Origin of the sequence: Nocardioides eburneus (assembly GCF_040838215.1) — a bacterium.
Classification (GTDB): domain Bacteria; phylum Actinomycetota; class Actinomycetes; order Propionibacteriales; family Nocardioidaceae; genus Nocardioides; species Nocardioides eburneus.
Window position 1 is genome coordinate 1 of the sequence record NZ_JBFPJR010000004.1, and the last position, 24,424, is coordinate 24,424.

The window sequence follows — 24,424 nt, forward strand, 5'->3', positions numbered from 1 at the left end:
CGGGTGGAGTTCCGGATCCGGCCGAACGAATTTTCGTTCGTCTTCGGGGATGGTCACTGGTTGACCACGCGGGATCCAGGGAGGCCGTTCACGACGAAGGCGGCGCTGGCGCGCGACATCACGCACCGCTATCTGACCAAGGGGGTGTTCCATCCGAGTCTGGAGACGACCTATGGGGCGGACTTCCGGGTCGATGGCGGCAGGTGGCGTGCGGTGTCGGGGACGGTGACGATCCAGGGGCCGGAGCTGGATCTGGAGGCGGTGACCGCGACTCCGGTGCTGGTCGACTGAGTGCGCCGCCGAGCGGCCGTCCCCGCCGGCCCGCAGGTCGGCCGACGCGAGCCTCACTCCCCGACGTATCGCGCGCCGACCATCTCCCGAATGGTGTCCATCTGCCGCAGCAGCGTGAGGGACTGCGCCCAGGGGACGAGAGGCGACTCCCGGAGCCCGGCGCGCAGGCAGCGGCCGACCTCGGCGGCCTCGTTGCCGTATCCGCGTCCGATGACCGGCTCGTCGCCGACGATCTCGACGACCGGCGCGGTGGAGGAGGAGTCGTTGGTGGAGCCCACGGCGTACTCCGTGAAGACGGCGCGCGTCGGGTGATGGAAGTCGGCGAGCTCGATCCGGCCGCGGTCGGTGGCGATGGCGGCCGCCCGCGAGGACCACGAGGACATCGACGAGTTCATCGTCGCGAGTACGCCGCCGGCGTACTTCCCCGTCATGACGATGTCCACGTCGAAGCTGCCGGCGTCCGTCTCGCGCACGTCGGCCTGGGCGGTGAGCGACTCGGCCTCGCCGAAGAGCAGGTGGGCGAAGGTGAGGGGATAGATGCCCATGTCGAGCAGTGCGCTGGCGCCGAGGGTCGGGTCGAACATCCGGTTCGACGCGTCGGCGCTCACGACGAAGCCGAGCTCGGCGTGGAGGAGCCGCGGGGTGCCGAACCGGCCTTCGCGCAGCCCCTCCTGGAGCTTGCGCACCACCGGGTGGCAGGCGGTCCACATCGCCTCCATGAGGAACCGGTCGTGCTGCCGGGCCAGCGCGATCATCTCCTCGGCCTCGGTCACGTTGAGGGTGAGCGCCTTCTCGCAGAGCACATGCTTGCCGGCCTCGAGCGCGAGCCGGGCGTGCTCGAGGTGCAGTCCGTGCGGGCTGGCGATGTAGACCACGTCCACCTCGGGATCGGCGACCAGATCCTCGTAGGAGCCGTGGGCGCGCACGGGTCCGCGCGCGTCGTACGCCGCCGCGAACTCCTCCGCCGCGGGCAGCCGCCGGGAGCCGACCGCCGTCAGGCGCGCGTCGGGGACCAGGAGCAGGTCAGTGGCGAACGAGTGCGCGATCTTGCCGGTGGCCAGGATTCCCCAGCGGATCGGCGCGGTGGAGGTCATCGCCTCACCCTAGTCACGTGAGGTTGGAACGATCCATGCCACCTTTCGCGTGGTGAACCACATCGGTGTAGTTCGTCGCGTAAGGTGGTCCCCGGATCGAAGTCGTCGAGGTTTTGGGGGATCCAGGATGGACGCCGCTGACGCCCTTCCCAACGGTGAGGCTGAGGGTGCGTCGCGCCTGAGCGAGCGCGACCAGCAGATCCTCGACTTCGAGCGCAACTGGTGGAAGTACGCCGGGGCCAAGGAGGCCGCGGTGCGGGAGAAGTTCGGCATGTCCGCGACCCGCTACTACCAGGTGCTCAACGCGCTCATCGACCGTCCCGAGGCGCTCGAGGAGGACCCGCTCCTCGTCCGCAGGCTGCGCCGGCTCCGCGCCGCGCGCCAGCGCCAGCGCTCCGCCCGCCGCCTCGGATTCGAGATCTGAGCATGCGCAGGCGTGACCAGCGCGGCATCGCGCTTCCTTCCCCGGTCGTGCTCCTGAGCATCGTGGCGGTCGCGATGGCGGTCGTCGCGTTCATCGTCACCAGCGGTCATGGCGACGACGAGAAGGAGATCACCCCCGCCGCGTCGACCCACAGCTCGGCGCCTGCGTCGCCGACGACGTCCGCCCCGGCGACGCCCCACAAGCCGAAGGCCAAGCCGAAGCCGAAGGTCGTCCGGTCGAAGGTCTATGTCGAGGTCTTCAACAACACGAACATCCGTGGCCTCGCCGGTCAGGTCGCCGGCAAGGCCAGCACCATTGGCTGGAACGTCGTCGGCGCCGACAACTGGATGGGCACCGTCCCTGCGACGACCGTCTACTACCCGCCGAAGCTGAAGGCTGCCGGCAAGAAGCTCGCCCTCGACCTCGGGATCAAGCGCACCCATGTCGCCGAGTCTGACTCGATGAAGGGCGACCGCCTCACCATCGTGCTCACCGGCCCCCTCTCCTGAGCGGCGAGTCCTGAGCCGCGAGAGTTCCGTCACGATTCAACCGGCGGCCCCTGACGCCGTCGCCGGCCACGTGGGACCCTGGGAGCATGGAGTTCACCTCGCCTGAGGGCGAGCAGAAGTACGCCGCCTTCCTCGCCTCGGCCGCCGGAGCGGTGGTGGCCCTCGACTTCGACGGCACGCTGTCGCCGATCGTCGAGGATCCGACGAAGGCCCACATCCATCCCGATGCCGGCGAGGTGCTCGTCGCGCTCGCGGAGAAGGTCCAGGCCATCGCGGTCGTCACCGGCCGCCCCGCGCGCCAGGTCCTCGACCTCGGCGGGCTCGAGGAGGTCGGCGACGCGCTCGCCGAGCATGGCAAGGAGCTCTACGTCTTCGGGCAGTACGGCAACGAGCGGTGGAGCTCGTCGCGTCGTACGATCGTCGGCCCTCGGCCGCCGGTCGGGCTCGCGACCTTCCTTCGCGAGCTTCCCCGCGCCTTGCGTACGGCGGACGCGGCGGACGCCTACGTCGAGGACAAGGGCCTCGCGGTGGCCGTCCACACGCGCCGCCTCGACGACCCGGACGGTGCCTACACGCGCCTTCTCCCGCTGCTGCGCGAGCTCGCCGAGGCACGCGACCTCGTCCTCGAGCCCGGCAAGCAGGTCATCGAGGTCCGCTCCGGCGGGATGGACAAGGGACTCGTCGTCGACAAGCTGGTCGACGACCTCCACGCCAAGGCGGTCCTCTTCGCCGGCGACGACCTCGGCGACGTCGAAGCGTTCGAGTCGGTCGCCGCCTGGGCGAAGAACGGACTGGCGACGCTGCTGGTCTGCTCGGCGTCGACCGAGGAGAGTGCCCTCGTGCCGCTCTCGGACGTCGTGGTGCACGGTCCCGACGGGGTCCTCGACCTGCTGCGGCGGCTCACTGCCGACGCGTCCTGACTGGCTCGCCGGCCGCCGAGCGGGCTGACTGTCCAGCAAGGTATGCAGCCGAACGCGCGCATCCCTGGCGGAACTCCACGAGGGAAGCGGCAACTCGCCTGCATACCTTGATGAACAGCCACCCTCGAGGCCGCCGCCGCTGACCTCTCGGCGTGTTCGCCGCGGGCGAACGGTCGAACCGGAGGGAACATCCGCATCCCCTCAAGAGTTGAGCCGCTATCACTCAACTCTTGCAGTACTGATTCCGAGGGGGAGGCCACGCACGTGACCAGTTTGCCCGTTCTCTTCATCCCTGATCTCGTCCTCCTGCCCGGCATGGTCGTCCCGATCGCCCTCGACGAGGCCGCCCAGGCCGCCGTCGATGCGGCCCGGGCCAGTAGCGACGGCAGGCTCCTCGTCGCGCCCCGCCTCGAGGACCGCTATGCGTCGTACGGCGCCATCGCCTCCATCGAGCGCGTCGGACGCTTCTCGGGTGGCGGCCCGGCGGCCGTCCTCCGCGCCGAGCAGCGCGGCCGGATCGGCTCGGGCGTGACCGGCCCCGGGGCCGCACTCTGGGTCGAGGTCGAGCCGGTCGCCGACGACGTCTCCGGCACGCCGTCCGATCGTGCCCGTGAGCTTGCCGAGGACTACAAGCGGCTCGTCGTGGCCGTCCTCCAGCGTCGTGAGGCGTGGCAGGTCATCGACCAGGTCACCCGCATCACCGACCCCGGCCAGATCGCCGACACGGCCGGCTACGCGTCGTACCTCTCCGACGACCGCAAGCGCGAGCTGCTCGAGACCCCCGACGTCGAGGAGCGGCTCGAGAAGCTCATCGCCTGGACGAAGGACCACCTGGCCGAGTCCAAGCTGACCGACAAGATCAGCGAGGACGTCCGCGAGGGCATGGAGAAGAGCCAGCGCGAGTTCCTGCTCCGCCAGCAGCTCGCCGCCATCCGCAAGGAGCTCGGCGAGGGGGAGCCCGAGGGTGCGGACGACTACCGCGCCAGGGTCGAGGCGGCGGACCTGCCCGACCACGTCCGGGAGGCCGCGCTGCGCGAGGTCGACAAGCTCGAGCGCGGCTCGGAGCAGAACCCGGAGACCTCCTGGATCCGGACCTGGCTCGACACCGTCCTCGACCTGCCGTGGAACGTCACGACGCAGGACTCCGCCGACATCAAGGGTGCCCGCGAGATCCTCGACGCCGACCACCACGGCCTCGACGAGGTCAAGGAGCGGATCGTGGAATACCTCGCGGTCCGCGCGCGCCGCGCCGACCGCGGGCTGCAGGTCGTCGGCGGCCGCGGCAGCGGCGCGGTCATCCTCCTCGCCGGACCTCCGGGCGTCGGCAAGACGTCGCTGGGCGAGTCGGTCGCCCGCGCGCTCGGACGGACGTTCGTCCGGGTCGCTCTCGGCGGCGTCCGCGACGAGGCGGAGATCCGGGGTCACCGGCGGACCTACGTCGGCGCCCTGCCCGGCCGCATCGTGCGCGCCATCAAGGAGGCAGGCTCGATGAACCCGGTCGTCCTGCTCGACGAGGTGGACAAGGTCGGCGCCGACTATCGCGGCGACCCGGCCGCCGCGCTGCTGGAGGTCCTCGACCCGGCGCAGAACCACACCTTCCGCGACCACTACCTCGAGCTCGACCTGGACCTCTCCGACGTCGTCTTCATCGCGACCGCCAACGTGGTCGAGACCATCCCGAGCGCGCTGCTCGACCGGATGGAGCTCGTCACGATCGACGGCTACACCGAGGACGACAAGGTCGCCATCGCCCGCGACTTCCTGCTGCCGCGGCAGCTGGAGCGGGCGGCGCTGACCGCCGACGAGGTGTCGATCTCTGACGACGCGCTGCGCGAGCTCGCGGCGAACTACACCCGCGAGGCCGGCGTACGCGTCCTGGAGCGGCTGATCGCGAAGGTGCTGCGCAAGGCGGCGACGCGGCTCGCCACCGGGGCGGCCGACCACGTGGACGTCGACGTCGACGGGCTGAAGGAGCTCGTCGGCCGGCCGCAGTTCACGCCGGAGTCGGCCGAGCGTACGGCGGTGCCCGGCGTCGCGACCGGGCTGGCCGTCACGGGTCTCGGCGGCGACGTGCTCTTCATCGAGGCCTCGGCCTCCGACGGGCAGCCCGGGCTCACCCTGACCGGTCAGCTCGGCGAGGTGATGAAGGAGTCGGCGCAGATCGCGCTCTCCTTCGTCCGCAGCCACGCGGCGGAGCTGGGCGTCGATCCGGCCAGCCTCGACCGGCAGATCCACGTCCACGTCCCGGCCGGTGCCGTCCCGAAGGACGGACCCTCCGCGGGCATCACGATGGTGACGGCGCTGACCTCGATGGCCACCGGTCGGCCGGTGCGCGCGGAGGTCGGCATGACGGGCGAGGTCACCCTCAACGGCCGGGTCCTGCCGATCGGCGGGCTCAAGCAGAAGCTGCTCGCTGCCCAGCGGGCGGGCCTGACCGAGGTGTTCATCCCGCAGCGCAACGAGCCCGACCTCGACGACGTCCCCGCCGAGGTCAGGGAGGCGCTCACGATCAACGTGGTGGGCGACGTCCTCGACGTCGTACGCGGGGCGCTCGAGCCGGTCGCCGGCGACGCGAGGCCGATAGCGCACAGCGACGCCGCCTGACGCCTCCTGACCAACGCGACCAAAGTGTCACCGTGACACTTGCCGAAATGGGTGGCAGTTCGGAGCTGTCACCCATCGCGCAAACTGTCACGGTGACACTTGGCATCTGCGCATGACGTCCGGATTCTGGACTTGATGCCCAGCATCTGAGAACCGGGTTTCTTGGCGCGAGATCCGCTCCCGTACAGTGACGACTGCTCATCGAGAGGGACTGAGGGAACGGCCCAGCGAAGTCCCGGCAACCGACCACGAGCCTCCTCCCTGTCCAGGGCGGGTCGTGGAGCAGGTGCTAATTCCGGCCCGGCGCGAGGGACGCGTGGGGAAAGATGAGGAGGAGGTTTCTCATGAGCGCTGTTGCCCCGGAGACGACGACCACCGGTCTGCGCGAGGGCGCCTTCGGCAACGCCGTGGCCCTGTCGTGTCGTGAGTGCGGCCACCGCATCGACCTCGGTCCCCACTACGCCTGTCCGGAGTGTTTCGGCCCGCTCGAGGTCGCCTACGACTTCCCGGCCGTGACCCGCGAGGAGATCGAGGCCGGTCCGCGCAACATCTGGCGCTACAAGGCGCTGCTGCCCGTCCCGACCGACATCGAGCAGAGCCCCAACACCGAGCCCGGCTTCACCCGCCTCCTCAAGGCCGACAACCTCGCCCGCGAGCTGGGCATCGACACGCTCTGGGTCAAGGACGACAGCACCAACCCCACCAACTCCTTCAAGGACCGGGTCGTGGCCTGCGCGCTGAGCGCGGCCCGCGAGCTCGGCGCCACCGTCTTCGCCTGCCCGAGCACGGGCAACCTCGCCAACGCCGTCGCCGCCGCCGGCGCGCGCGCCGGGATCAAGACCGTCGTCTTCATCCCGAGCAACCTCGAGCAGCCCAAGCAGGTCAACTCCGCGATCTTCACCTCCAACCTGGTCGCGGTCGACGGCAACTACGACGACGTCAACAAGCTCGCCCAGGAGATCGCGGCGGAAGAGGACGGCTGGGCGTTCGTCAACGTCAACGTCCGCCCGTTCTACGCCGAGGGCTCCAAGACGCTCGGCTTCGAGATCGCCGAGCAGCTCGGCTGGCGCCTGCCCGACCAGGTGGTCATCCCCGTCGCCTCCGGGTCCCAGCTGACCAAGGTCGACAAGGCCTTCCAGGAGCTCATCAAGCTGGGCCTCGTCGAGGAGAAGCCCTACAAGATCTACGGCGCGCAGGCGACCGGCTGCAACCCGGTGGCGACCGCTTTCAAGGCCGGCGTCGACGCGATCCGTCCGGTCAAGCCGGACACCATCGCCAAGTCGCTGGCCATCGGCAACCCGGCCGACGGGATCTACGTCCTCGACTCCGCCCGCCGCAGTGGTGGCGCCGTCGAGGAGGTCACCGACGACGAGATCCGCGAGGCGATCGTCCTGCTCGCGCGCACCGAGGGCATCTTCACCGAGACCGCGGGCGGCACCACCACCGCCGTCCTCAAGAAGCTCGTCGAGACCGGTCAGCTCGACCCGACGCTCGAGACGGTCATCATCAACACCGGCCACGGCCTCAAGACCCTCGACGCGGTCAGCGGTGCGGTCGGTCCCGCGGCGACCATCGCGCCGTCGTACGACGCCTTCGCGGAGACCGGCATCGGACAGGCCTGAGCCGGTCGGCCGGATCCGGCCGCACCATGCCCGGCGGTTCTCCGTGCGCTGTTAGCGCGGGGTTAACAATCGTCCGGTAGCACAGGGGTATGAGCGCACGCCCCGACCCCACGCCCTCGCAGGAAGCCAAGTGGCTCGGCCTCGTCGCCGCGACCGCCGGTGTCGCGGGCGCGGTCGGTGTCATCGGGGCCGCCGCCGGCGCCGGCTTCGTGACGCTGCTCAAGCGGCAGGCCGCGCACGCCCGCGACGTCATCGGCAAACCGCTCGGCGAGACCGCGCCCGACGCGGACAAGACCTACAAGAAGACGTACGGCGGCACCCCGGTCGAGCTGCTGCTCCTCGGCGACTCGATCGCGGCGGGCCTGGGGGCCGAGACCCCGAAGGGCACCCTCGGCGCCCGGCTCGCGAAGGGGATCGCCAAGAGGACCGAGCGTCCGGTCCGACTTCGGACGGAGGCGGTGGTCGGCGCCGAGACGTCGATGGTCGCCGAGCAGGTCGCCGGCCTGCCGCCGACCTATCGTCCCGATGTCGCCGTCGTCATCGTCGGCGGCAACGACGTCACCCACCGGGTGCCGGCCAGCGAGTCGGTCGCCGACCTCGTCGAGATCGTGTCGACGCTGCGCGAGCGCGGCGCCCAGGTCGTCGTCGGCACCTGCCCGGACGTCGGCGCCGTACGCCCGCTGCCACAGCCGCTGCGCACCCTCGGGCGGCGCGTCGCGCGCCAGCTCGCCGAGCGGCAGGCCGAGGGTGCCCTCGCGGCGGGGGCGCACGTCGTGTCGCTGGCCGAGGTCGTCGGCCCGTTCTTCATCACCAACCCCGACGAGATGTTCAGCATCGACCGGTTCCACCCCAGCGCCGCCGGCTACAAGCGGACCGCGAAGGCGATGCTGCCGTCCGTGCTTGCGGCTCTCGGCTACGTCGAGGAAGTGCCCTTCGGCCACCTGCTCCCGATCTCCGAGCCGGTGCCCGAGGCCGCGGCCGACGATCCCGAGCCGGATAATCCGGGACGTTCGGGTCGGTCTACTCGCGAGTAACCGACTCGAACGTACCGGAGTACCTCGCCTCGTGAGGTCATCACGACCCCGGGCAGCGCGAGGACCTGATCGCGTTCTACGAGCGCCGCGGCTACCGCCGGACGGGGGAGATGTCGCCCTTCCCCTACGGCGACGAGCGCTTCGGGATCCCGCAGCGCGACGATCTGCAGTTCGAGCGTCTGGTCAAGCCGCTCGACTGAGCCAGCGACCTCAGGCGTTCTCTTGCACTCGCCTAGGCCGAGTGCTAAACATGAGGCTGGCACTCGTAGCATGAGAGTGACAACGCAGGACCGGTGACGTTGAGGCTCCGTGTGATGGCGAGAAAGGGTTCGCCAAAGCCGGGGTCGGCCGTCGCGGGCAACCCATCGGTCTGACGTCCAACGAACTTCCCAAGCGAAGGATCGCAGGAGCAATGCCGAAGCTGATTGCTTTCAACGAGGAGGCCCGCCGCGGGCTGGAGAAGGGTATGAACACCCTCGCCGACGCGGTCAAGGTCACCCTCGGCCCCAAGGGCCGCAACGTCGTGCTCGAGAAGAAGTGGGGCGCCCCCACGATCACCAACGATGGTGTCTCCATCGCCAAGGAGATCGAGCTCGAGGACCCCTACGAGAAGATCGGCGCCGAGCTGGTCAAGGAGGTCGCGAAGAAGACCGACGACGTCGCCGGTGACGGTACGACGACGGCGACCGTCCTCGCCCAGGCGCTGGTCCGCGAGGGCCTGCGCAACGTGGCCGCGGGTGCGAACCCGATGGGCCTCAAGCGCGGCATCGAGGCCGCCGTGGCTGCCATCTCCGAGCAGCTGCTCGGTCAGGCCAAGGAGGTCGAGACCCGCGAGCAGATCGCGGCGACGGCCACCATCTCCGCCGGTGGCGACACCACCGTCGGCGACGCCATCGCCGAGGCGATGGACAAGGTCGGCAAGGAGGGCGTGATCACGGTCGAGGAGTCGAACACGTTCGGCATCGACCTGGAGCTCACCGAGGGTATGCGCTTCGACAAGGGCTACATCTCGGCGTACTTCGTCACCGACCCGGAGCGCATGGAGACCGTCCTCGAGGACGCGTACATCCTCATCGCCAACCAGAAGATCTCGAACGTCAAGGACCTGCTGCCGGTCCTGGAGAAGGTCATGCAGAGCGGCAAGCCGCTGCTCATCCTGGCCGAGGACGTCGACGGCGAGGCCCTCTCGACGCTGGTCGTCAACAAGATCCGCGGCACCTTCAAGTCCGTCGCCGTCAAGGCCCCGGGCTTCGGTGACCGCCGCAAGGCCATGCTGCAGGACATCGCGATCCTGACCGGTGGCCAGGTCATCTCCGAGGAGGTCGGCCTCAAGCTGGAGTCGACCGGCATCGAGCTGCTCGGCCAGGCCCGCAAGGTCGTCATCACCAAGGACGAGACCACCATCGTCGAGGGTGCGGGCGACGCCGGCCAGATCGAGGGTCGGGTCAACCAGATCCGTGCCGAGATCGAGAAGTCGGACTCCGACTACGACCGCGAGAAGCTCCAGGAGCGCCTCGCCAAGCTGGCCGGCGGCGTCGCCGTCATCAAGGTCGGCGCGGCCACCGAGGTCGAGCTCAAGGAGCGCAAGCACCGCATCGAGGACGCCGTCCGCAACGCGAAGGCGGCCGTCGAGGAGGGCATCCTCGCGGGTGGTGGCGTGGCGCTCGTCCAGGCCAGCAAGCAGGCCTTCGAGAAGCTCGAGCTCGACGGTGACGAGGCCACCGGTGCCAACATCGTCAAGGTCGCCGTCTCGGCGCCGCTGAAGCAGATCGCCGTCAACGCCGGCCTCGAGGGCGGCGTCGTGGCGGAGAAGGTCGCCGGCCTCGAGCCGGGTCACGGCCTCAACGCCGCCACCGGTGAGTACGTCGACCTGCTGGCCGCGGGCATCATCGACCCGGCCAAGGTCACCCGCTCGGCGCTGCAGAACGCCGCGTCGATCGCCGCGCTGTTCCTCACCACCGAGGCCGTCGTGGCCGACAAGCCGGAGAAGGCCGCCCCGGCGGGCGACCCGACCGGCGGCATGGGCGGCATGGACTTCTGAGTCCGAGCACCAGCTCACGCAGGGCCCTTCCTTCTCCAGGAGGGGCCCTGCGGCCGTCTCAGGACCTCGTCGCCCTCTCAGGAAGCCACCCGGTGAACTCTCAGGTTCGCCCGCGTGAATGATGGAGACATGAGCACCCAGGCTCCGCGAGAGGACGGCCCCGACTATCGGCTGCTCGTTCTCGCGGCCATCGTTCCCGTCCTGGTGATCGCCGCGATCCTCGTCCGTGTGATCGCGAACCGTCCCCACGACTCCAACGCCCACCCGGCGACCCTGACCCTCAACGTGCCGGCGCAGGCGCCGACGACCCCCTGCGGCACGCCCGACGCCAGCGCCCTGGCCGCACAGGCGAGCGCGGTGGAGGCCACCGTCACCTCGATCGACGGCAGCACCGTGACGTTCCAGCCCAAGCGGTTCTTCCGCGGCAGCGCCGAGCGCGTCCAGCTGCGACAGCTCGGCGACGCGACGCCGAGCGCGCTGCAGCTGCCGACCTTCGAGCAGGGCCGGACCTACCTCCTGGCCGCGGGGAGCGACGGCACCCTTGCCGGCTGCGGCCTGAGCGGCCCCGAGTCGTCGTCGCTCGAGAAGCTCTACACGAGCGCGTTCGGCTGACCTGCCGGCCCGCTGTCGCGGCCCGACGGCCACGCCACGGCGGAGCGGCGCCCGTCCGTCGTGTGACCGTTCTGACGCTGCGCGTGTATCCCCACGTCCGCCACCAGCGGTGGAGCATCATGGGGGCATGAGCCCCAGCGTCGCGCCCCGGACGGAGCAGAAGTCCCTCACCCCACCGCCGCCGCGTCGGTCGCCGGTGAGGTGGGCCGTGGGCGCACTCGCAGCCGCCGTGGTGGTCGTGGCCGCGGTCGCGTCGGTCGTGCTCTGGACCCATGAGGACTCCAAGGGCCACCCCGAGGACGACGGCGGCCTGAAGGCGGCGCCCTCGTCGGCGCCGTCCGCCGGCGCGTCCACGGCGCCCTCGACCGGGGCCTCCGCGACCGCCGGGCCCGGGGCGACGAAGCCCGTCGTCCTCACGGTGGTGCCCCAGCGGGGCCGCTGCCTGCTCCCCAGCGCCGACCGGCTCAAGGCGAGCGCCGCTCTCGCCTTCCAGGGCACCGTCGCCGAGATCGACCGAGGCGACCACACCGCCGTTCTCGACGTGACGCGGTGGCTCTACGCCGACGGCTTCGGCGGCACCGACACGGTCCGTGTCGACCTGCCGGCGGCCGGGACGGAGTCGACGCCGACCTTCAAGGTCGGCCACACCTACCTCGTCGCCGCCACCGGTGAGGGCCAGGTCATGGGCTGTGGCTTCTCGGGCGAGAAGAGCGGTGACCTGTCCACCCTCTACGGCCGCGCCTTCGTCTGAGCCGCACGCGACGGACGATGACCCTCCACGGACTCCTTCTCGCGGCCGGCGCCGGCCGACGGATGGGTCGGCCCAAGGCGCTGGTCGACGACTGGCTGCCGCGCTCCGTCGCGGTCCTGCGCGGGGGTGGGTGTGACGACGTCACCGTCGTCCTCGGCGCCGCCGTCGAGGAGGCCCGGCCACTGCTTCCCGACGACGTCCGGGTCGTCGTCGCGATGGACTGGGCCACGGGCATGTCCGCGTCGCTGCGCGCCGGTCTCGACGCCCTGGCCGCGCAGCACCACGGCGCCGCGACCGGAGCCGCCGACGCCGCGCTCGTCCACCTGGTCGACCTGCCCGACGTCGGCGCCGACGTCGTCGGCCGCGTGGGACGGTTGGCCGCCCCGGACGCGCTCGCGCGGGCGTCGTACGACGGCGTGCCGGGTCATCCCGTGCTGATCGGGTGCGACCACTGGGCGGGTGTCGTGGAGACCCTGGTCGGCGACCAGGGCGCGAAGGGCTACCTCGCCGCGCACGGCGCAGCCCTCGTGGAGTGCGGTGACCTGGCCGGGGGACAGGACGTCGACCGCCGCTGACGTCAGGTCGTGAGTGTCAGCGCGGTCCATGGGCCCCGCTGACACTCACAACACGAGGCCGCGACCGCTCGGCGGAAGACCCAACCGTGACCCAACGCACATCCGGCTACGCTCGAGATCATGGAGGAGCTCGACGCGGTGCCAGATCCCGTCCCGGACCCGGGAGCCGTGTCGGAACGGCTCGGATCGACGGGCTACCTGTCCGACCCGGAGCTCGCGACGGTCGTCTTCCTGGCGTTGCGGATGCAGCGGCCGCTCCTCCTCGAGGGTGAGCCGGGGACGGGCAAGACCGCGCTGGCCGAGGCGATCTCCGAGGCGTTCGCGCTGCCGCTGGTGAGGCTGCAGTGCTACGAGGGCATCGACGCGACCCAGGCGCTCTACGACTGGGACTTCCCCCGTCAGATCCTCCACCTGCGTGCGCTCGAGGCCGCCGGCCAGGCCCGCAACGGACAGAGCGTCGAGGAGGCCGAGAAGAGCCTCTACGACGAGCGCTTCCTGCTCGCCCGGCCGGTCCTCGCCGCGCTCCAGCAGAGCCCCGCAGTGCTTCTCGTCGACGAGGTCGACCGCGCCGACGACGAGTTCGAGGCGTTCCTGCTCGAGGTGCTCTCGACCTACCGGGTCTCGATCCCCGAGCTTGGGACGGTGGCCGCCGCCGTACCCCCGATCGTCGTCCTCACCTCCAACCGCACCCGTGAGCTCCACGACGCCCTCAAGCGGCGCTGCCTCTACCACTGGATCGACCATCCCGGCCTCGAGCGCGAGGTCGCGATCGTGCGCAGCCGTGCGCCGGAGGTCTCCCGTGAGCTCGCCGAGCAGGTCGTCGGTGTCGTGCAGCAGCTGCGGAGCGACAGCCTGCAGAAGCCACCCGGGGTCGCCGAGACCCTCGACTGGGCGCGGGCGCTCCACCACCTCGGCACCCAGCGGCTCGACCTCGCCACCGCGGCCGCCACGCTCGGCGCGCTCGTGAAGTATCGCGAGGACGCCGACCGCGTCCGTGCCGCGCTCGACCGGATGCTGGCATGAGAACACCCCACGACGCCGACGAGGTCTTCCTGGCGTTCACCCGGGCGCTGCGCGCGGCAGGGGTGCCGGTGACGCAGGACCGTGCGCAGGGCTATCTCGAGGCGGTCTCGATCGTCGGCGCCGGCGACGCTGCGGCGGCCTACGCCGCCGGCCGGGCCACGCTCTGCGCCGGCCCGGACGACCTCGCCCGTCACGACCAGGTGTTCGAGGCGTGGTTCGGCGTCCTCGACCCGCGGCTGACGCCGCCACCGGTCGCTAGGGTGATGACGGCGGCTCAACTTCCCGAGACCGCCGGGACCGGAGATGAGGGGGCTGGTCCCGACGGTGAGCCGGTCCGGGCCCGGGCCAGCGATGCCGAGGTGCTCCGTCACCGCGACGTCGCCGGCCTGGACCCGGCCGAGCGCGCACAGCTCGCCGCGATGATGGACCGCCTCGTCGTACGGCCGCCCCGCCGTCGTACCCCTCGCCAGCAGGCCTGGCGACGCGGGCGGGTCGACCCGACCCGGACCCTCCGCGCGAGCCTGCGCCGGATGGGGGAGCCGGCCGACATCCGCTGGCGCCGGCGCGGCACCCGGCCGCGTCGCGTCGTCGTGCTGGCCGACGTGTCCGGCTCGATGAGCGCGTACGCCGACGCCGTGCTGCGCGTCGCGCACCGGATGGTCACCTCGGCGGCCCGGTCCGCGCAGGCCAGGGTCGAGGTCTTCACCCTCGGCACCCGTCTCACCCAGCTGACGCGCGCCCTCGCGCTGCGCGACGCGGACCGCGCGCTCGTGGCCGCGGGCGACGCCGTACCGGACTGGTCCGGCGGCACCCGGCTCGGGGAGACGCTCCAGCGCTTCCTGGACCGTCACGCCGGCCTGGCGCGCGGCGCCGTCGTGGTCATGATCAGCGACGGCTGGGAGCGTGGGGACACGAGCCTCCTCGGGGAGCAGATGGCGCGGTTGCACCGACTCGCCCACCGGGTCGTGTGGGTCAACCCCCACCGTGGGAAGGACGGCTACGAGCCGGTCCAGGCCGGCGTGCTCGCCGTCCTCCCGCATGTCGACGACTTCCTCGCCGGGCACTCCCTGGCGACCTACGAGGAGCTCATGGAGGTGATCGCTCGTGCGTGACGTCCTGGACGAGCTGATGACGTGGTGGGACTCGGGGGAGACCGTGGGGATGGCGACGGTGGTCGCCACGTTCCAGTCGGCGCCGCGGCCGCCCGGTGCGTCGATGCTGGTCGGGCCCGACGAGACGGCCGTCGGGTCGGTGTCGGGCGGGTGCGTCGAAGGGGCGGTCTACGAGCTCGCCAAGGAGGTCGTGGAGTCCGGCACTCCGGTCCTGCAGCGGTACGGCGTCTCCGACGACGACGCCTTCGCGGTCGGCCTCACCTGTGGCGGCATCCTCGACGTGTTCGTCGAGAAGGTGGATCGGTCGACCTTCCCCGAGCTCGGCGAGGTGGCCGCCGACCTCCGGGCCGGACGCCCGGTCGCCGTCGCGACCGTCATCGAGCATACCGACCCGGCGGTGCTCGGGCGGCGGATGATCGTGCGTCCGGGGGTCGACGCCGGCGCGCCGTCCTCGACCACCGGGAGTCTCGGTAGCGCGCGGATGGACGACGCCGTGCACGACGACGCCCTCGGTCTGCTCGCGCACGGCACCAACTCGACACTCACCTACGGCACCGACGGGGAGCGCCGGGGTGAGGGGATGCGGGTCTTCGTCTGGGGCTTCGCGCCGAAGCCGCGGATGCTGGTCTTCGGGGCGATCGACTTCGCCGCGGCCGTGGCACGGGTCGGGTCGTTCCTCGGCTACCACGTGACGGTCTGCGACGCGCGTCCCGTCTTCGCCACCCACTCGCGCTTCCCGGATGCCGACGAGGTCGTCGTCGACTGGCCCCACCGGTTCCTCGCCAAGGAGTCGGAGGAGGGCCGGATCGACCCGCGCACCGTCATCGCGGTGCTCACCCACGACCCGAAGTTCGACGTGCCCCTCCTCGAGGTCGCACTCCGCCTCCCCGACGTGGCCTACATCGGGGCGATGGGGTCGCGACGTACGCACGACGACCGGCTGGCGCGGCTGCGCGAGGCGGGCATCACCGATGAGGAGCTGGCGCGGCTCTCCAGTCCGATCGGCCTCGACCTCGGCGCTCGTACGCCGGAGGAGACCGCCATCTCCATCGCGGCCGAGATCATCGCCGGGCGCTGGGGCGGCAGCGGCGAGCGGCTCGCGACCACGGCGGGCCGCATCCACCGCGAGGCAGCGCTGTCATGAGGTCGCGCGTGTCATGAGCTGAGCCGCCCGCCCAGCAGACCGGGCCGGTCCGAACAGAAATCTGTTCGGAGCGGGGCGGGCGCTACCACTCACTGGAAGACCCGTGGACGCCTCGCTTGGCGCCGCGCTGTGATGGAGGTCACATCAAGCTCGGGAGGCGTCGATGGCACGCACGTGGAAGCAGCTCGTCGCGGCAGTAGCAGGACTGGCGAGCGCGGTGACGCTCGCGGCCGGGTCACCGGCACTCGCACATCCGCCGGGCAGCCATACGCCCAACGGCCATGCGCCCAGCGGGCATGCGCCCAATAGCCATGCGCCTGCCAGTCACCGGTCCGCCGGCCACCCGACCAAGCCGACCCGCGCCGCGACCATGACCGAGCAGCGCTGCGAGGCGCTGGCCGATCTCCGCGTCCCGGCGCGCCGGATCGGCCTACCGACCAGCGGCGCGGAGATCGAGTCCGCGACGTGGAGCAGCAGTGGCGGGACGGGCGGCGGGGCGACGTACTGCCAGGTCGTCGGCTGGATCCGCCCCGTCCACGAGGGCTCCCCGTCGATGCAGTTCGAGGTCAACCTCCCGGCGGTCTGGAACCTGCGGACGCTGCAGATGGGCGGCGGCGGGTACGACGGCAGTCTCGTCACCGGGCTGGACCCCTACACCGCCCAGCCGGCGGGCGAGGAGACGCCGCTGCAGCAGGGCTACGTGACGCTCGGGAGCGACGGCGGCCACCAGGGTGGACCGGGCTTCGACGGGACGTTCGGCCTCGACGACGAGGCGCTGCTCAACTACGGCAAGGCGTCGGTCAAGAAGACCCACGACGCAGCCGCGGTCGTCATCAGGGACGCCTACCGCCGCATCCCGGCGTACAGCTACTTCATCGGCGGCTCCCAGGGCGGCCACGAGGCCCTCGACGCGGCCGCGCGCTACCCGAAGGACTACGACGGGGTCATCGCCAACTACCCGGCCTACAACGTGACGATGATGCACGAGGGCGCGGTCAACTTCCGTGACGCGCTGTATGGCGACGGCGGCGTCGGCTGGCTCAGCCCGGCGAAGACGAAGACGATCACCGACGCGGTGTACGCCGCCTGCGACGGCCTCGACGGGGCGACCGACCAGATCATCAGCGACGTGCGCGGCTGCGACCGCGCCTTCGACCCCGATACCCTGCGCTGCCCGAGCGGCACCGACGAGGGCGACTCCTGCCTCTCCGACGCCCAGTTGGCGTCGGCGAAGAAGATCGCGACCGACTACGACCTCGGCTTCCCGATCGCGGGCAACCGGATCTTCGCGAGGAGCGCGCTCTTCGAGGGGGCGCTCTACCAGGGCTTCTCCGGCTTCGGCGCGAGTCCCCAGCCGTCGAACCCGATCAGCGGGACCGAGGCGCTGCAGTACATCGTCCTCGACCAGACCTCGAAGTACATCGTCACGCGCGACCCCTCGCTCGACACGATGACGTTCGACCCGGCTCAGTGGAAGCGCCGCATCCAGCAGGTCGGGAGGATCATGGACGTCACGGATGTCAGCCTCAAGCCGTTCCTGCGCCGGGGCGGCAAGATCATCCTCACCCACGGGACCGCGGACGACTTCATCACGCCGCACAACACGATCCAGTACTACGACCGCCAGGTCCGCCAGCTCGGAGCGCGCACCCTCGACTCGTTCCTCCGGTTCTACGAGATCCCCGGCTTCGGTCACGGCCAGGGCCCGTTCGACGCGACGTACGACGGGCTCGAGGCGATCCGGGGATGGGTGGAGAAGGGCCACGCGCCGGCCGGCCTCGTGACCTACGACGGCAACGCCGGTGCCGACCGGTCGCGGCCGCTGTGCCGCTACCCGACCTGGCCGCGGTACGTCGGCCACGGCTCGCTCGACGACGCCTCCTCCTACACCTGCACGAGGTGATCCCGGGGCGAACCGAAGCCCGTGAGCCCGGTCACAGACCGGTGCTACCGTGGCCGCACCTATACGAGAGCCGGAGGCTGCGGTGGTCCAGTCCGAGGTGGAGCGGTCCGACTGGCCGGACCTGCAGGAGCGACGTGTCCAGGCGGTGCGCGCGTGGACCGCGTTCGTCGAGAACGGTGACGCCGCGGCGGCGATCGTCCGCCCCGAGATCCTCTCCAGCTGGACCCGCTCGGGCGCGTCGGTGAAGCCGGACGTGGCCGAGGCGCCGCTCGCCGACGAGTCCGAGACGCGCGACTACTGGCGGGAGTCACCGCTGCAGGTCGCGGTCGAGCGGGTCGAGGAGGAGCTGCGGCGTACGGCGGAGGACGGTGACCTCGTCATCGCCGTCACCGACCCGGACACCCGCATCCTGTGGACGTACGGCGGCCGGGTGATGCGCCGCAAGGCCGAGACGGTGAACTTCGTGCCGGCCGGGCGGTGGGACGACGAGTCCGTCGGCACCAACGCCCTCGACCTGGCGCAGCGCAGCGGCGCCCCGGCGATGGTCTTCAGCGCGGAGCACTACGCGGAGGCGGTCCACAACTGGGTCTGCTGGGCCGCGCCGGTCCACGACCCCGTCACGGGAGCGCAGCTCGGCGTCATCGACCTCTCCACCACCTGGGACCGCACCCACCCGATCGGCCTCGCCACCGCCCGCATGACCGCGCGGCTGATCGAGTCGGCGATGCCGCACGTGCCGATGCCGCGCACCCCCGCCGGCTCACTCGCCGGGCCGTCGGAGGACCTCCGCGAGCCCGGCCTCGTCATGACGCTGCTCGGCTCGGTGGAGACCTGGCTCGACGGTCAGCGGCTGCTGCTCAACCGCCGCCAGAGCGAGGTGCTCGCGCTGTTGGCGCTCCATCCCGACGGCCTCTCGCTCGAGCAGCTCCACGCGATGCTCTACGGCGACCAGGCGGTGACCTTCTCCACGCTCAAGGCGGAGGTCTCCCACCTGCGCCACGCGCTCGGCGGCCAACTCTCGTCGCGTCCCTACCGCCTGCTGATGCCGGTCGCCACCGACGTCGAGGACGTCCTGCGGCTCCTGCGCCGGGGCGACGTCGCCGCCGCGGTCGAGGCCTACGGCGGCGACCTGCTCCCGGGCACCAACTCGCCGGCGCTCGCGGAGATGGGGGAGTACGTCGCCGTCGCGGTCCGCGAGGCGCTGCTCGCCGACCCGCAGCCGGACGCCGTCGTCCGCTACAGCGAGCTGGCGCCCTACGACACCGAGGTCGTCGAGGCCTGCCTCGCCCTCCGACCGATGCTGGGTGGGCGCCCGCACCCCGCCGTACCCCTCCTGAAGGGCCGCCTCGCCGTCGCCACCCGCTGAGCGCACCTGGAGCACGCGCTCCGCTGCGTTGTCGGCCCTCGCCGACCCGCTTCGCTTGACGGTCGCCTTCGGGTCTCCGCCTTGCGGCGCACGCACTCCAGGCGCGCTGAGCGCACCTGGAGCACGCGCTCCGCTGCGTTGTCGGCCCTCGACGACCCGCTTCGCTTGACGGTCGCCTTCGGGCCTCCGCCTTGCGGCGCACGCACTCCAGGCACGCTTCGGAGCGAGCCCCGGTCACCGACGCCCGGGGCGCCGCGGCAGGAGGCAGGCGGCCGACCGGGCGCGCAGGGCGCCGAGCCAGAGGCCGGCGCCGTAGGCGAGGTCGTCGAGCCGGCGGGCGAGGAGCTGGTACGGCGCGCCGGGGTGCTCGACCTCGGCGAGGACCGTGTCGACGAGGAGTGCGGTGACGACGGCGCGGCGGACCGTGCGTGAGGGCAGGAGGAGCGCGGTGAGGGGCCACCAGTGGCGCAGCAGGAGCGCGGACTCCTGCCGGATCGCCCAGCCGAGCCCCTGTGCGGCCAGCCGACCGGCCAGCAGCCGGCGCGCGCCGGGATCGTCGGGCGCCTCGGGGAGTCGCCGGTCCAGCTGCCACCAGCCGTAGCCGACGCCGGCGGCCGCGATCGGCCACGACCAGCGGCGCCGGACCAGGACCGCGGCGGCCGCAGCGGCCCCGGTGACCGTGAGCACCGCTGGTGCTCCGTGGCGTCCGTGCCGGGCCGCGAGCGGGGCACCACCGGTGCCATAGACGAGCTTGCGGCCCAGCCAGTCGCGGACGGTCGTCCGGGCGTCGTGGTGGGCGACCTCGGCGGGGTCGTAGCGGACCCGGTGGCCGGCGCCGACCAGTCGCCACACCAGGTCGACGTCCTCGCCGACCCGCAGGCCCTCGGTGAAGCCGCCGATCGGGTGGTCGCGGAGCGCGGCGACCCGACCCACGAGGCAGGCGCTGGGCAGCCAGCCGACAGCGGCGCCCGGCTCGACCGAGCACGCGCGGGTCCCGAGCGCGAGGGAGGAGACCTCCTCGTCGTACCGTTCGAACCAGCGCGGCCGCCCGCCCGACCGTCGTGCGACCGCCCGGCTGCGGACGAGGGGGCCGACGAGGGCGACCCGGGCGTCAGCGAGGTGGCGGGCGAGCCGGACGAGCATCGCGGCGTCGGCGACGACGTCGGAGTCGACGAAGGCGACGTAGGGCGTGCGCACCTGCGCCAGGCCGGCGTTGCGTGCGCTCGCGGGACCGACGTTGACGGTCAGCGGGAGGACCTCGGCCCCGTGGTCGGCGGCGACCTTCGCGACGGCGCTCGGCTCGAGCGAGGCGTCGTCGACGACGAGGACCCGGAGTCCGCGGAGCGGGGCCAGGCAGCGGTCGAGCTGCTCGGGGCGGTCGCGGACCGGGACCACCACCGTGAGATCGGCGCCGCGCTCGGTCGGAGCGGCCGACACCGGGCCGGCGGGCGGGTCGAGCACCGGGTCGGCGATGTTGGCGTCGACGAGTCTGCCGGCCAGCGCGTCCGACACCGCATCGGTGACCCGCACCCGCCCGTCGACGATGCGTCGTCCGGCGGCGGGCGCCAGCCGCAGGGCGCGGATCGGCGAGCCGCCGACGAGGAGGCGCCCGTCCGGGCCGCCCAACCGGCGTACGTCGTCGCGCACCCGGACCTCGAACCCGATCGGGAACCTCATGGTCTGGCTCATGCCCGGAAGCCTCCGTCCGCGTGCACGACCGAGCCGTTGACGGCCGCCCCTTCGCGCGAGCAGCAGAACGCGATCGTGGCGGCGATCTCGGCCGGCTCCAGCGGCCGCTGGAGCAACTGGTGGGCCGCCAGGTCGTCGACGTCGGCGTCCGGGTAGAGCCGCGCGGTCTCGGCGAGCATCGGTGTCCGCGTGGAGCCGGGGGAGACCGCGACGGCGGTGACGCCGGTGCCGGCCAGGTCGGCGGCGAGGCCCCGGACCATGCCGACGACCGCATGCTTGGCGGCGTTGTAGGCGGCGAGGTGGAAAAGACCGTAGGACCCGGCCGCGGAGGCGACCGCGACGAAGCGACAGCCGGAGGGGTCCGGGCCCGCGAGCATGGCGGGGACTGCGGCGGCCGCGGTGTTCCAGACCCCGCGGGCGTTGGCGTCCCACAGCAGCGCGAGCTGGTCGTCCGCGGTCTCCCACAGGGGCTGCCCGCCGCCGACGAGGCCGGCGGCCGCCACCGCCACGTCGAGGCGGCCCCACCGGCCGACGGCCTCGGCCACGGCGGCCTCGAGGGCGGCGCGGTCACGTACGTCGGCGACGTGGGCGACCGCGTGGTCGTACGGCGCGACGACCGCCTCCAGGTCCGCACGGGCCGGCATCGGGTAGGGCTCGGCGTCGGGTCCGGCGCACCAGTCGAGCGCGAGGACGGCGTAGCCGTCCGCGGCGAGCCGTCCCACCACCGCGGCTCCCATGCCGCGGGCCGCCCCGGTGACCAGGGCGACCCGCTCGACCGTGGTCACCGGCCCAGGGTGAGGTGGAAGCCGTCGGGGACGATGAGGTCCTCGGGGGTGAGCTGGGAGATGTCGGACTTGCCCAGGCCGAGCAGGGCGGAGTCGATGCCGCCCTTGAGGACGTCGAGGACGTTCTCGACGCCGGCCTGGCCGTTGGCGGCCAGTCCCCAGAGGTAGGCGCGGCCGATCATGACGGCCTTGGCGCCCAGGGCGAGGGCCTTGACGACGTCGGAGCCGCGGCGGATCCCGCCGTCGAGGACGACGTCGACCTGGTCGCCGACGGCGTCGGTGACCGACTTCAGGCAGCGGATCGTGGCGGGGGTGCCGTCGAGGTTGTTGCCGCCGTGGTTGGAGACCGAGAGCCCGTCGACGCCGGCGTCGACGGCGCGGCGGGCGTCGTCGACGCGGGTGACGCCCTTGAGCAGGAACGGACGCCCCGAGAGCGCCTTCCACTCCTTGCCCATCCACGCCACGTCGTCCCAGGAGGGCGGCGGGGTGGTCATCCACTCGTAGTAGGCGCCGAAGAAGGTCGGTGCGGAGCCTCCGGGCGGCGCGAGGTTGGGGGCGGTCAGGTCGGGGACGACCCCGGCCTGGGCGAACTGCTTCATCCAGCGGACCTTGGTGGCCACCCGGGGGGCGAAGCGGAGCATGGTCTTGAGGTCGACCTTCTCCGGGATCTCCGGGCTGCCCCAGTCGCGTCCGATGGAGAAGGACCAGTCCAGGGTGGCGATCAGCGCCTTCGCGCCGGCGGCGTGGGCGCGTTCCATGCGCTGGATCATGACGTCGCGGTCCCCGGTCCAGTACATCTGGAAGAAGGTCTGGTCGTTGACCGCGCAGACCTCCTCCACCGACTTCGAGGCGAAGTTGGACAGCCCCATGATGGTGCCGCGCGCGGCCGCGGCCCGGGCCACGGCGACCTCGCCGTCGGGGTGGACGGCCTGGACGCCGGTCGGCGAGATGATCACCGGCAGCGCGATGTCCTGGCCCAGCACCCGGGTGTTCATGGTGCGGTCGACCTGGTGACCGGCCACGTGCGGGGCGAGCCGCAGGTCGGCGTAGGCCCGCTGGTTCTCCTCGATGGTCTGACCCCGCTCCGAGCCGGCCACCAGGGCGCCGTAGACCGGCTTGGGCAGCCGCTTGCGGGCCCGTTCCTGGGCGACCGCGACCGACTCGAACCAGGGGTTCTGCTTCCAGGGGTTCTCGATCTTGAGCTTGTTCATGAGGAGAGGTCCATTCCAGCCAGCGGGCTCTCGTCGCAGGCGCTGGCCGGAGGCCGGCGCTGGAGCGTGAGCAGGACGGGCGCGTTGCGCGGGGGTACGACGCGCGAGTGGTCCTGGCTGGCGGCGGGGACCTCGCGCGGGGCGGTGAGCGCGTGCTCGCCGTAGCCCTGGACGCACTCGGGGTCCGGGCCGTCCAGCGGCAGGCCGGTGAAGAACTTCGCCGCCATGCAGCCGCCCCGACAGGAGTCGTAGAAGGAACAGGAGGCGCAGGCGCCGCCGGTCTGCGGGGCACGCAGCTCGGCGAACAGCTCCGAGTCCTGCCAGACCCGCCCGAAGCCGCCGTCGGTCAGGATGTTGCCGGCCAGGAACTCCTCGTGGATCGCGAACGGGCAGGCGTAGACGTCGCCGATCGGGTCGATCAGGCACACCACCCGGCCCGCGCCGCACAGGTTGAGCCCGGGCAGCGCTCCGCTACCATCCTCGGGCCCGAACGCGGCGAGGTGGAAGAACGAGTCGCCGGTCAGCACCTTCTCGCCGTTGGCCATCAGCCAGTCGTAGAGCTCACGCTGCTGGGCGGGCAGCGGGTGGAGCTCGTCCCACACGTCCGCGCCGCGGCCCGAGGGACGCAGCCGCGTGAGCCGCAGGGTGGCGCCGTAGCGGTCGGCGATGGCCTTGAACTCGTCGAGCTGGCCGATGTTCTCCCGGGTGCACACCACCGAGACCTTGGCGTCGGCGAAGCCCGCCTCGTGCAGGTTGCGCAGCGCGGTGATCGCGGTGTCGTAGGACCCGGGGCCGCGGACCCGGTCGTTGACCTCGGCGGTCGCACCGTCGAGGGAGATCTGCACGTCGACGTAGCCGCCGGTCGCCGGGCCGGCGAGCCAGCGGGCCCGCTCCGGGGTGAGGCGGACGCCGTTGGTGGAGAACTTCACCCCGACGTGGTGGGCCACGGCGTACTCCACCAGCTCCCAGAAGTCCGGGCGCACGGTCGGCTCACCACCGCCGATGTTGACGTAGAAGACCTGCATGCGCTCCAGCTCGTCGATGACGGCCTTGCACTGCTCGGTCGAGAGCTCGCGGGGGTCGCGGCGACCCGAGGAGGACAGGCAGTGGGCGCACGCCAGGTTGCAGGCGTAGGTCAGCTCCCAGGTCAGGCAGATGGGCGCGTCCAGGCCCAGCTCGAACTGCTGCACCAGGCTCGCCGGCGCGGTGGGGGAGCCGGCGGCCATGGCAGGGCGCGGCGCGGCGGGACGTTCGGGGGCGAGGGTCATGACGCCCTCCTCTCAGCACCCGAGCCAGGCTCGGTGCGGGGTCGGATCATGTCGGTGCGCGCCAGGCCGGTCAGCGCGGCGAGGTACGCCGGCCGCTGCTGCTCCGGGACGCCCGCGGCGTCCATCGCCGCAGCGACGTCGGGCGCGTCACCCAGCGCGCGGACCAGCGTCACCAGCGCGGGGGTCTTGAGGAAGGTCAGCTTCCGGTTGCCGAAGTGGTAGGCCAGCGCCCCGAACGGCTCGGGGCGGAGCGCCACCGACGGCGAGAGCTCCCAGCCGTCGGTGACGCTCACCAGCGTGTCCGCCTCGGACATCAGTACACGCCGCACATGCCGTCGATCGAGACCTCCTCGATGAGGCTCTCGGCGGTCAGGTCGTGCTGCTGGTCCTGCTCGAGCTGCGGGTCCATCTCGGTTCCTCTCCTGCGGCAACGGGGGTTGCGTTCT

Annotated in this window: 22 protein-coding genes, 1 pseudogene and 1 riboswitch; of the genes and pseudogenes, 16 read left to right on the forward strand and 7 right to left on the reverse strand. The window is 71.9% G+C overall.

What is annotated here, in order from left to right; genetic code table 11:
- Nucleotides 1-291 (forward strand): annotated as a pseudogene (locus AB3X52_RS02920) (hypothetical protein); the annotation flags it as partial.
- 53 nt (nt 292-344) lie between these two features.
- Here AB3X52_RS02920 and AB3X52_RS02925 read toward each other — a convergent pair.
- Nucleotides 345-1,385, reverse strand: coding sequence for a Gfo/Idh/MocA family protein (locus tag AB3X52_RS02925; RefSeq protein ID WP_367991282.1), 1,041 nt, complete (start codon nt 1,383-1,385; stop codon nt 345-347).
- 127 nt (nt 1,386-1,512) lie between these two features.
- Between AB3X52_RS02925 and AB3X52_RS02930 the strand changes: the two genes are divergently transcribed.
- From AB3X52_RS02930 to AB3X52_RS03000, 15 genes are all read left to right on the forward strand, one after another.
- A complete protein-coding gene (locus AB3X52_RS02930) occupies nt 1,513-1,809 on the forward strand; it encodes a DUF3263 domain-containing protein (RefSeq protein ID WP_367991283.1) in 297 nt (98 codons plus the stop codon).
- Between the two features lie 2 nt (nt 1,810-1,811).
- A complete protein-coding gene (locus tag AB3X52_RS02935) occupies nt 1,812-2,318 on the forward strand; it encodes a LytR C-terminal domain-containing protein (protein WP_367991284.1) in 507 nt (168 codons plus the stop codon).
- Between the two features lie 86 nt (nt 2,319-2,404).
- Nucleotides 2,405-3,238, forward strand: coding sequence for a trehalose-phosphatase (gene otsB / locus AB3X52_RS02940; protein ID WP_367991285.1), 834 nt, complete (start codon nt 2,405-2,407; stop codon nt 3,236-3,238).
- 264 nt (nt 3,239-3,502) lie between these two features.
- Complete coding sequence (gene lon, locus AB3X52_RS02945) at nt 3,503-5,842, forward strand: endopeptidase La (RefSeq protein WP_367991286.1); 2,340 nt, start codon at nt 3,503-3,505, stop codon at nt 5,840-5,842.
- A gap of 195 nt (nt 5,843-6,037) precedes the next feature.
- Nucleotides 6,038-6,175, forward strand: a riboswitch (SAM riboswitch).
- A gap of 11 nt (nt 6,176-6,186) precedes the next feature.
- Nucleotides 6,187-7,464 carry a threonine synthase gene (gene thrC, locus AB3X52_RS02950; protein WP_367991287.1) on the forward strand — a complete coding sequence of 426 codons (1,278 nt, stop codon included), beginning with the start codon at nt 6,187-6,189 and terminating at the stop codon, nt 7,462-7,464.
- Nucleotides 7,465-7,553: 89 nt separating this feature from the next.
- A complete protein-coding gene (locus tag AB3X52_RS02955; protein ID WP_367991288.1) occupies nt 7,554-8,498 on the forward strand; it encodes an SGNH/GDSL hydrolase family protein in 945 nt (314 codons plus the stop codon).
- Nucleotides 8,499-8,910: 412 nt separating this feature from the next.
- Entirely contained in the window at nt 8,911-10,539 is a 1,629-nt protein-coding gene (gene groL, locus AB3X52_RS02960) for a chaperonin GroEL (protein WP_367991289.1), read from the forward strand.
- Between the two features lie 129 nt (nt 10,540-10,668).
- Nucleotides 10,669-11,151, forward strand: coding sequence for a hypothetical protein (locus AB3X52_RS02965; RefSeq protein ID WP_367991290.1), 483 nt, complete (start codon nt 10,669-10,671; stop codon nt 11,149-11,151).
- 127 nt (nt 11,152-11,278) lie between these two features.
- On the forward strand, nt 11,279-11,902 hold the full coding sequence (locus tag AB3X52_RS02970) for a hypothetical protein (protein ID WP_367991291.1): 624 nt from the start codon (nt 11,279-11,281) through the stop codon (nt 11,900-11,902).
- 17 nt (nt 11,903-11,919) lie between these two features.
- The gene (locus AB3X52_RS02975) at nt 11,920-12,477 is read left to right on the forward strand and encodes a nucleotidyltransferase family protein (protein ID WP_367991292.1); all 558 of its coding nucleotides are present in this window, start codon (nt 11,920-11,922) and stop codon (nt 12,475-12,477) included.
- Nucleotides 12,478-12,597: 120 nt separating this feature from the next.
- Nucleotides 12,598-13,500, forward strand: a complete 903-nt coding sequence (locus AB3X52_RS02980) for an AAA family ATPase (protein WP_367991293.1) — start codon at nt 12,598-12,600, stop codon at nt 13,498-13,500.
- A complete protein-coding gene (locus AB3X52_RS02985; RefSeq protein ID WP_367991294.1) occupies nt 13,497-14,612 on the forward strand; it encodes a vWA domain-containing protein in 1,116 nt (371 codons plus the stop codon). The genes AB3X52_RS02980 and AB3X52_RS02985 overlap by 4 nt, the downstream gene beginning before the upstream one ends.
- The gene (locus AB3X52_RS02990) at nt 14,605-15,756 is read left to right on the forward strand and encodes an XdhC family protein (RefSeq protein ID WP_367991295.1); all 1,152 of its coding nucleotides are present in this window, start codon (nt 14,605-14,607) and stop codon (nt 15,754-15,756) included. Before AB3X52_RS02985 ends, AB3X52_RS02990 begins: the two co-directional genes overlap by 8 nt.
- Before the next feature lie 163 nt (nt 15,757-15,919).
- Nucleotides 15,920-17,659, forward strand: a complete 1,740-nt coding sequence (locus AB3X52_RS02995; RefSeq protein ID WP_367991296.1) for a tannase/feruloyl esterase family alpha/beta hydrolase — start codon at nt 15,920-15,922, stop codon at nt 17,657-17,659.
- Nucleotides 17,660-17,741: 82 nt separating this feature from the next.
- Nucleotides 17,742-19,025: a transcriptional regulator gene (locus tag AB3X52_RS03000; protein ID WP_367991297.1), complete on the forward strand. Its 1,284-nt coding sequence runs from the start codon at nt 17,742-17,744 to the stop codon at nt 19,023-19,025.
- Between the two features lie 234 nt (nt 19,026-19,259).
- Here the strand turns inward: AB3X52_RS03000 and mftF are convergent, their stop codons facing one another.
- From mftF to mftA, 6 genes are read right to left on the reverse strand one after another with little or no spacing between them, the layout of a single operon-like run.
- Nucleotides 19,260-20,714: a mycofactocin biosynthesis glycosyltransferase MftF gene (gene mftF, locus AB3X52_RS03005; protein WP_367991298.1), complete on the reverse strand. Its 1,455-nt coding sequence runs from the start codon at nt 20,712-20,714 to the stop codon at nt 19,260-19,262.
- Nucleotides 20,711-21,499 carry a mycofactocin-coupled SDR family oxidoreductase gene (locus AB3X52_RS03010; RefSeq protein ID WP_367991299.1) on the reverse strand — a complete coding sequence of 263 codons (789 nt, stop codon included), beginning with the start codon at nt 21,497-21,499 and terminating at the stop codon, nt 20,711-20,713. The genes mftF and AB3X52_RS03010 overlap by 4 nt, the downstream gene beginning before the upstream one ends.
- Nucleotides 21,496-22,710, reverse strand: a complete 1,215-nt coding sequence (gene mftD / locus AB3X52_RS03015; protein ID WP_367991300.1) for a pre-mycofactocin synthase MftD — start codon at nt 22,708-22,710, stop codon at nt 21,496-21,498. The genes AB3X52_RS03010 and mftD overlap by 4 nt, the downstream gene beginning before the upstream one ends.
- Nucleotides 22,707-23,978 carry a mycofactocin radical SAM maturase gene (gene mftC / locus AB3X52_RS03020; RefSeq protein ID WP_367991301.1) on the reverse strand — a complete coding sequence of 424 codons (1,272 nt, stop codon included), beginning with the start codon at nt 23,976-23,978 and terminating at the stop codon, nt 22,707-22,709. Before mftC ends, mftD begins: the two co-directional genes overlap by 4 nt.
- Complete coding sequence (mftB, locus tag AB3X52_RS03025; RefSeq protein ID WP_367991302.1) at nt 23,975-24,292, reverse strand: mycofactocin biosynthesis chaperone MftB; 318 nt, start codon at nt 24,290-24,292, stop codon at nt 23,975-23,977. The genes mftC and mftB overlap by 4 nt, the downstream gene beginning before the upstream one ends.
- Nucleotides 24,292-24,387: a mycofactocin precursor MftA gene (gene mftA, locus AB3X52_RS03030; protein ID WP_367991303.1), complete on the reverse strand. Its 96-nt coding sequence runs from the start codon at nt 24,385-24,387 to the stop codon at nt 24,292-24,294. The genes mftB and mftA overlap by 1 nt, the downstream gene beginning before the upstream one ends.
- Nucleotides 24,388-24,424 lie beyond the last annotated feature (37 nt).

Coding starts and splice junctions, on each gene's coding strand:
- AB3X52_RS02925 (WP_367991282.1), bottom strand. CDS start 1,385: ATGACCTCCACCGCGCCGATCCGCTGGGGAATCCTGGCCACCGGCAAG.
- AB3X52_RS02930 (WP_367991283.1), top strand. CDS start 1,513: ATGGACGCCGCTGACGCCCTTCCCAACGGTGAGGCTGAGGGTGCGTCG.
- AB3X52_RS02935 (WP_367991284.1), top strand. CDS start 1,812: ATGCGCAGGCGTGACCAGCGCGGCATCGCGCTTCCTTCCCCGGTCGTG.
- otsB (WP_367991285.1), top strand. CDS start 2,405: ATGGAGTTCACCTCGCCTGAGGGCGAGCAGAAGTACGCCGCCTTCCTC.
- thrC (WP_367991287.1), top strand. CDS start 6,187: ATGAGCGCTGTTGCCCCGGAGACGACGACCACCGGTCTGCGCGAGGGC.
- AB3X52_RS02955 (WP_367991288.1), top strand. CDS start 7,554: ATGAGCGCACGCCCCGACCCCACGCCCTCGCAGGAAGCCAAGTGGCTC.
- groL (WP_367991289.1), top strand. CDS start 8,911: ATGCCGAAGCTGATTGCTTTCAACGAGGAGGCCCGCCGCGGGCTGGAG.
- AB3X52_RS02965 (WP_367991290.1), top strand. CDS start 10,669: ATGAGCACCCAGGCTCCGCGAGAGGACGGCCCCGACTATCGGCTGCTC.
- AB3X52_RS02970 (WP_367991291.1), top strand. CDS start 11,279: ATGAGCCCCAGCGTCGCGCCCCGGACGGAGCAGAAGTCCCTCACCCCA.
- AB3X52_RS02975 (WP_367991292.1), top strand. CDS start 11,920: ATGACCCTCCACGGACTCCTTCTCGCGGCCGGCGCCGGCCGACGGATG.
- AB3X52_RS02980 (WP_367991293.1), top strand. CDS start 12,598: ATGGAGGAGCTCGACGCGGTGCCAGATCCCGTCCCGGACCCGGGAGCC.
- AB3X52_RS02985 (WP_367991294.1), top strand. CDS start 13,497: ATGAGAACACCCCACGACGCCGACGAGGTCTTCCTGGCGTTCACCCGG.
- AB3X52_RS02995 (WP_367991296.1), top strand. CDS start 15,920: ATGGCACGCACGTGGAAGCAGCTCGTCGCGGCAGTAGCAGGACTGGCG.
- mftF (WP_367991298.1), bottom strand. CDS start 20,714: ATGAGCCAGACCATGAGGTTCCCGATCGGGTTCGAGGTCCGGGTGCGC.
- mftD (WP_367991300.1), bottom strand. CDS start 22,710: ATGAACAAGCTCAAGATCGAGAACCCCTGGAAGCAGAACCCCTGGTTC.
- mftC (WP_367991301.1), bottom strand. CDS start 23,978: ATGACCCTCGCCCCCGAACGTCCCGCCGCGCCGCGCCCTGCCATGGCC.
- mftB (WP_367991302.1), bottom strand. CDS start 24,292: ATGTCCGAGGCGGACACGCTGGTGAGCGTCACCGACGGCTGGGAGCTC.
- mftA (WP_367991303.1), bottom strand. CDS start 24,387: ATGGACCCGCAGCTCGAGCAGGACCAGCAGCACGACCTGACCGCCGAG.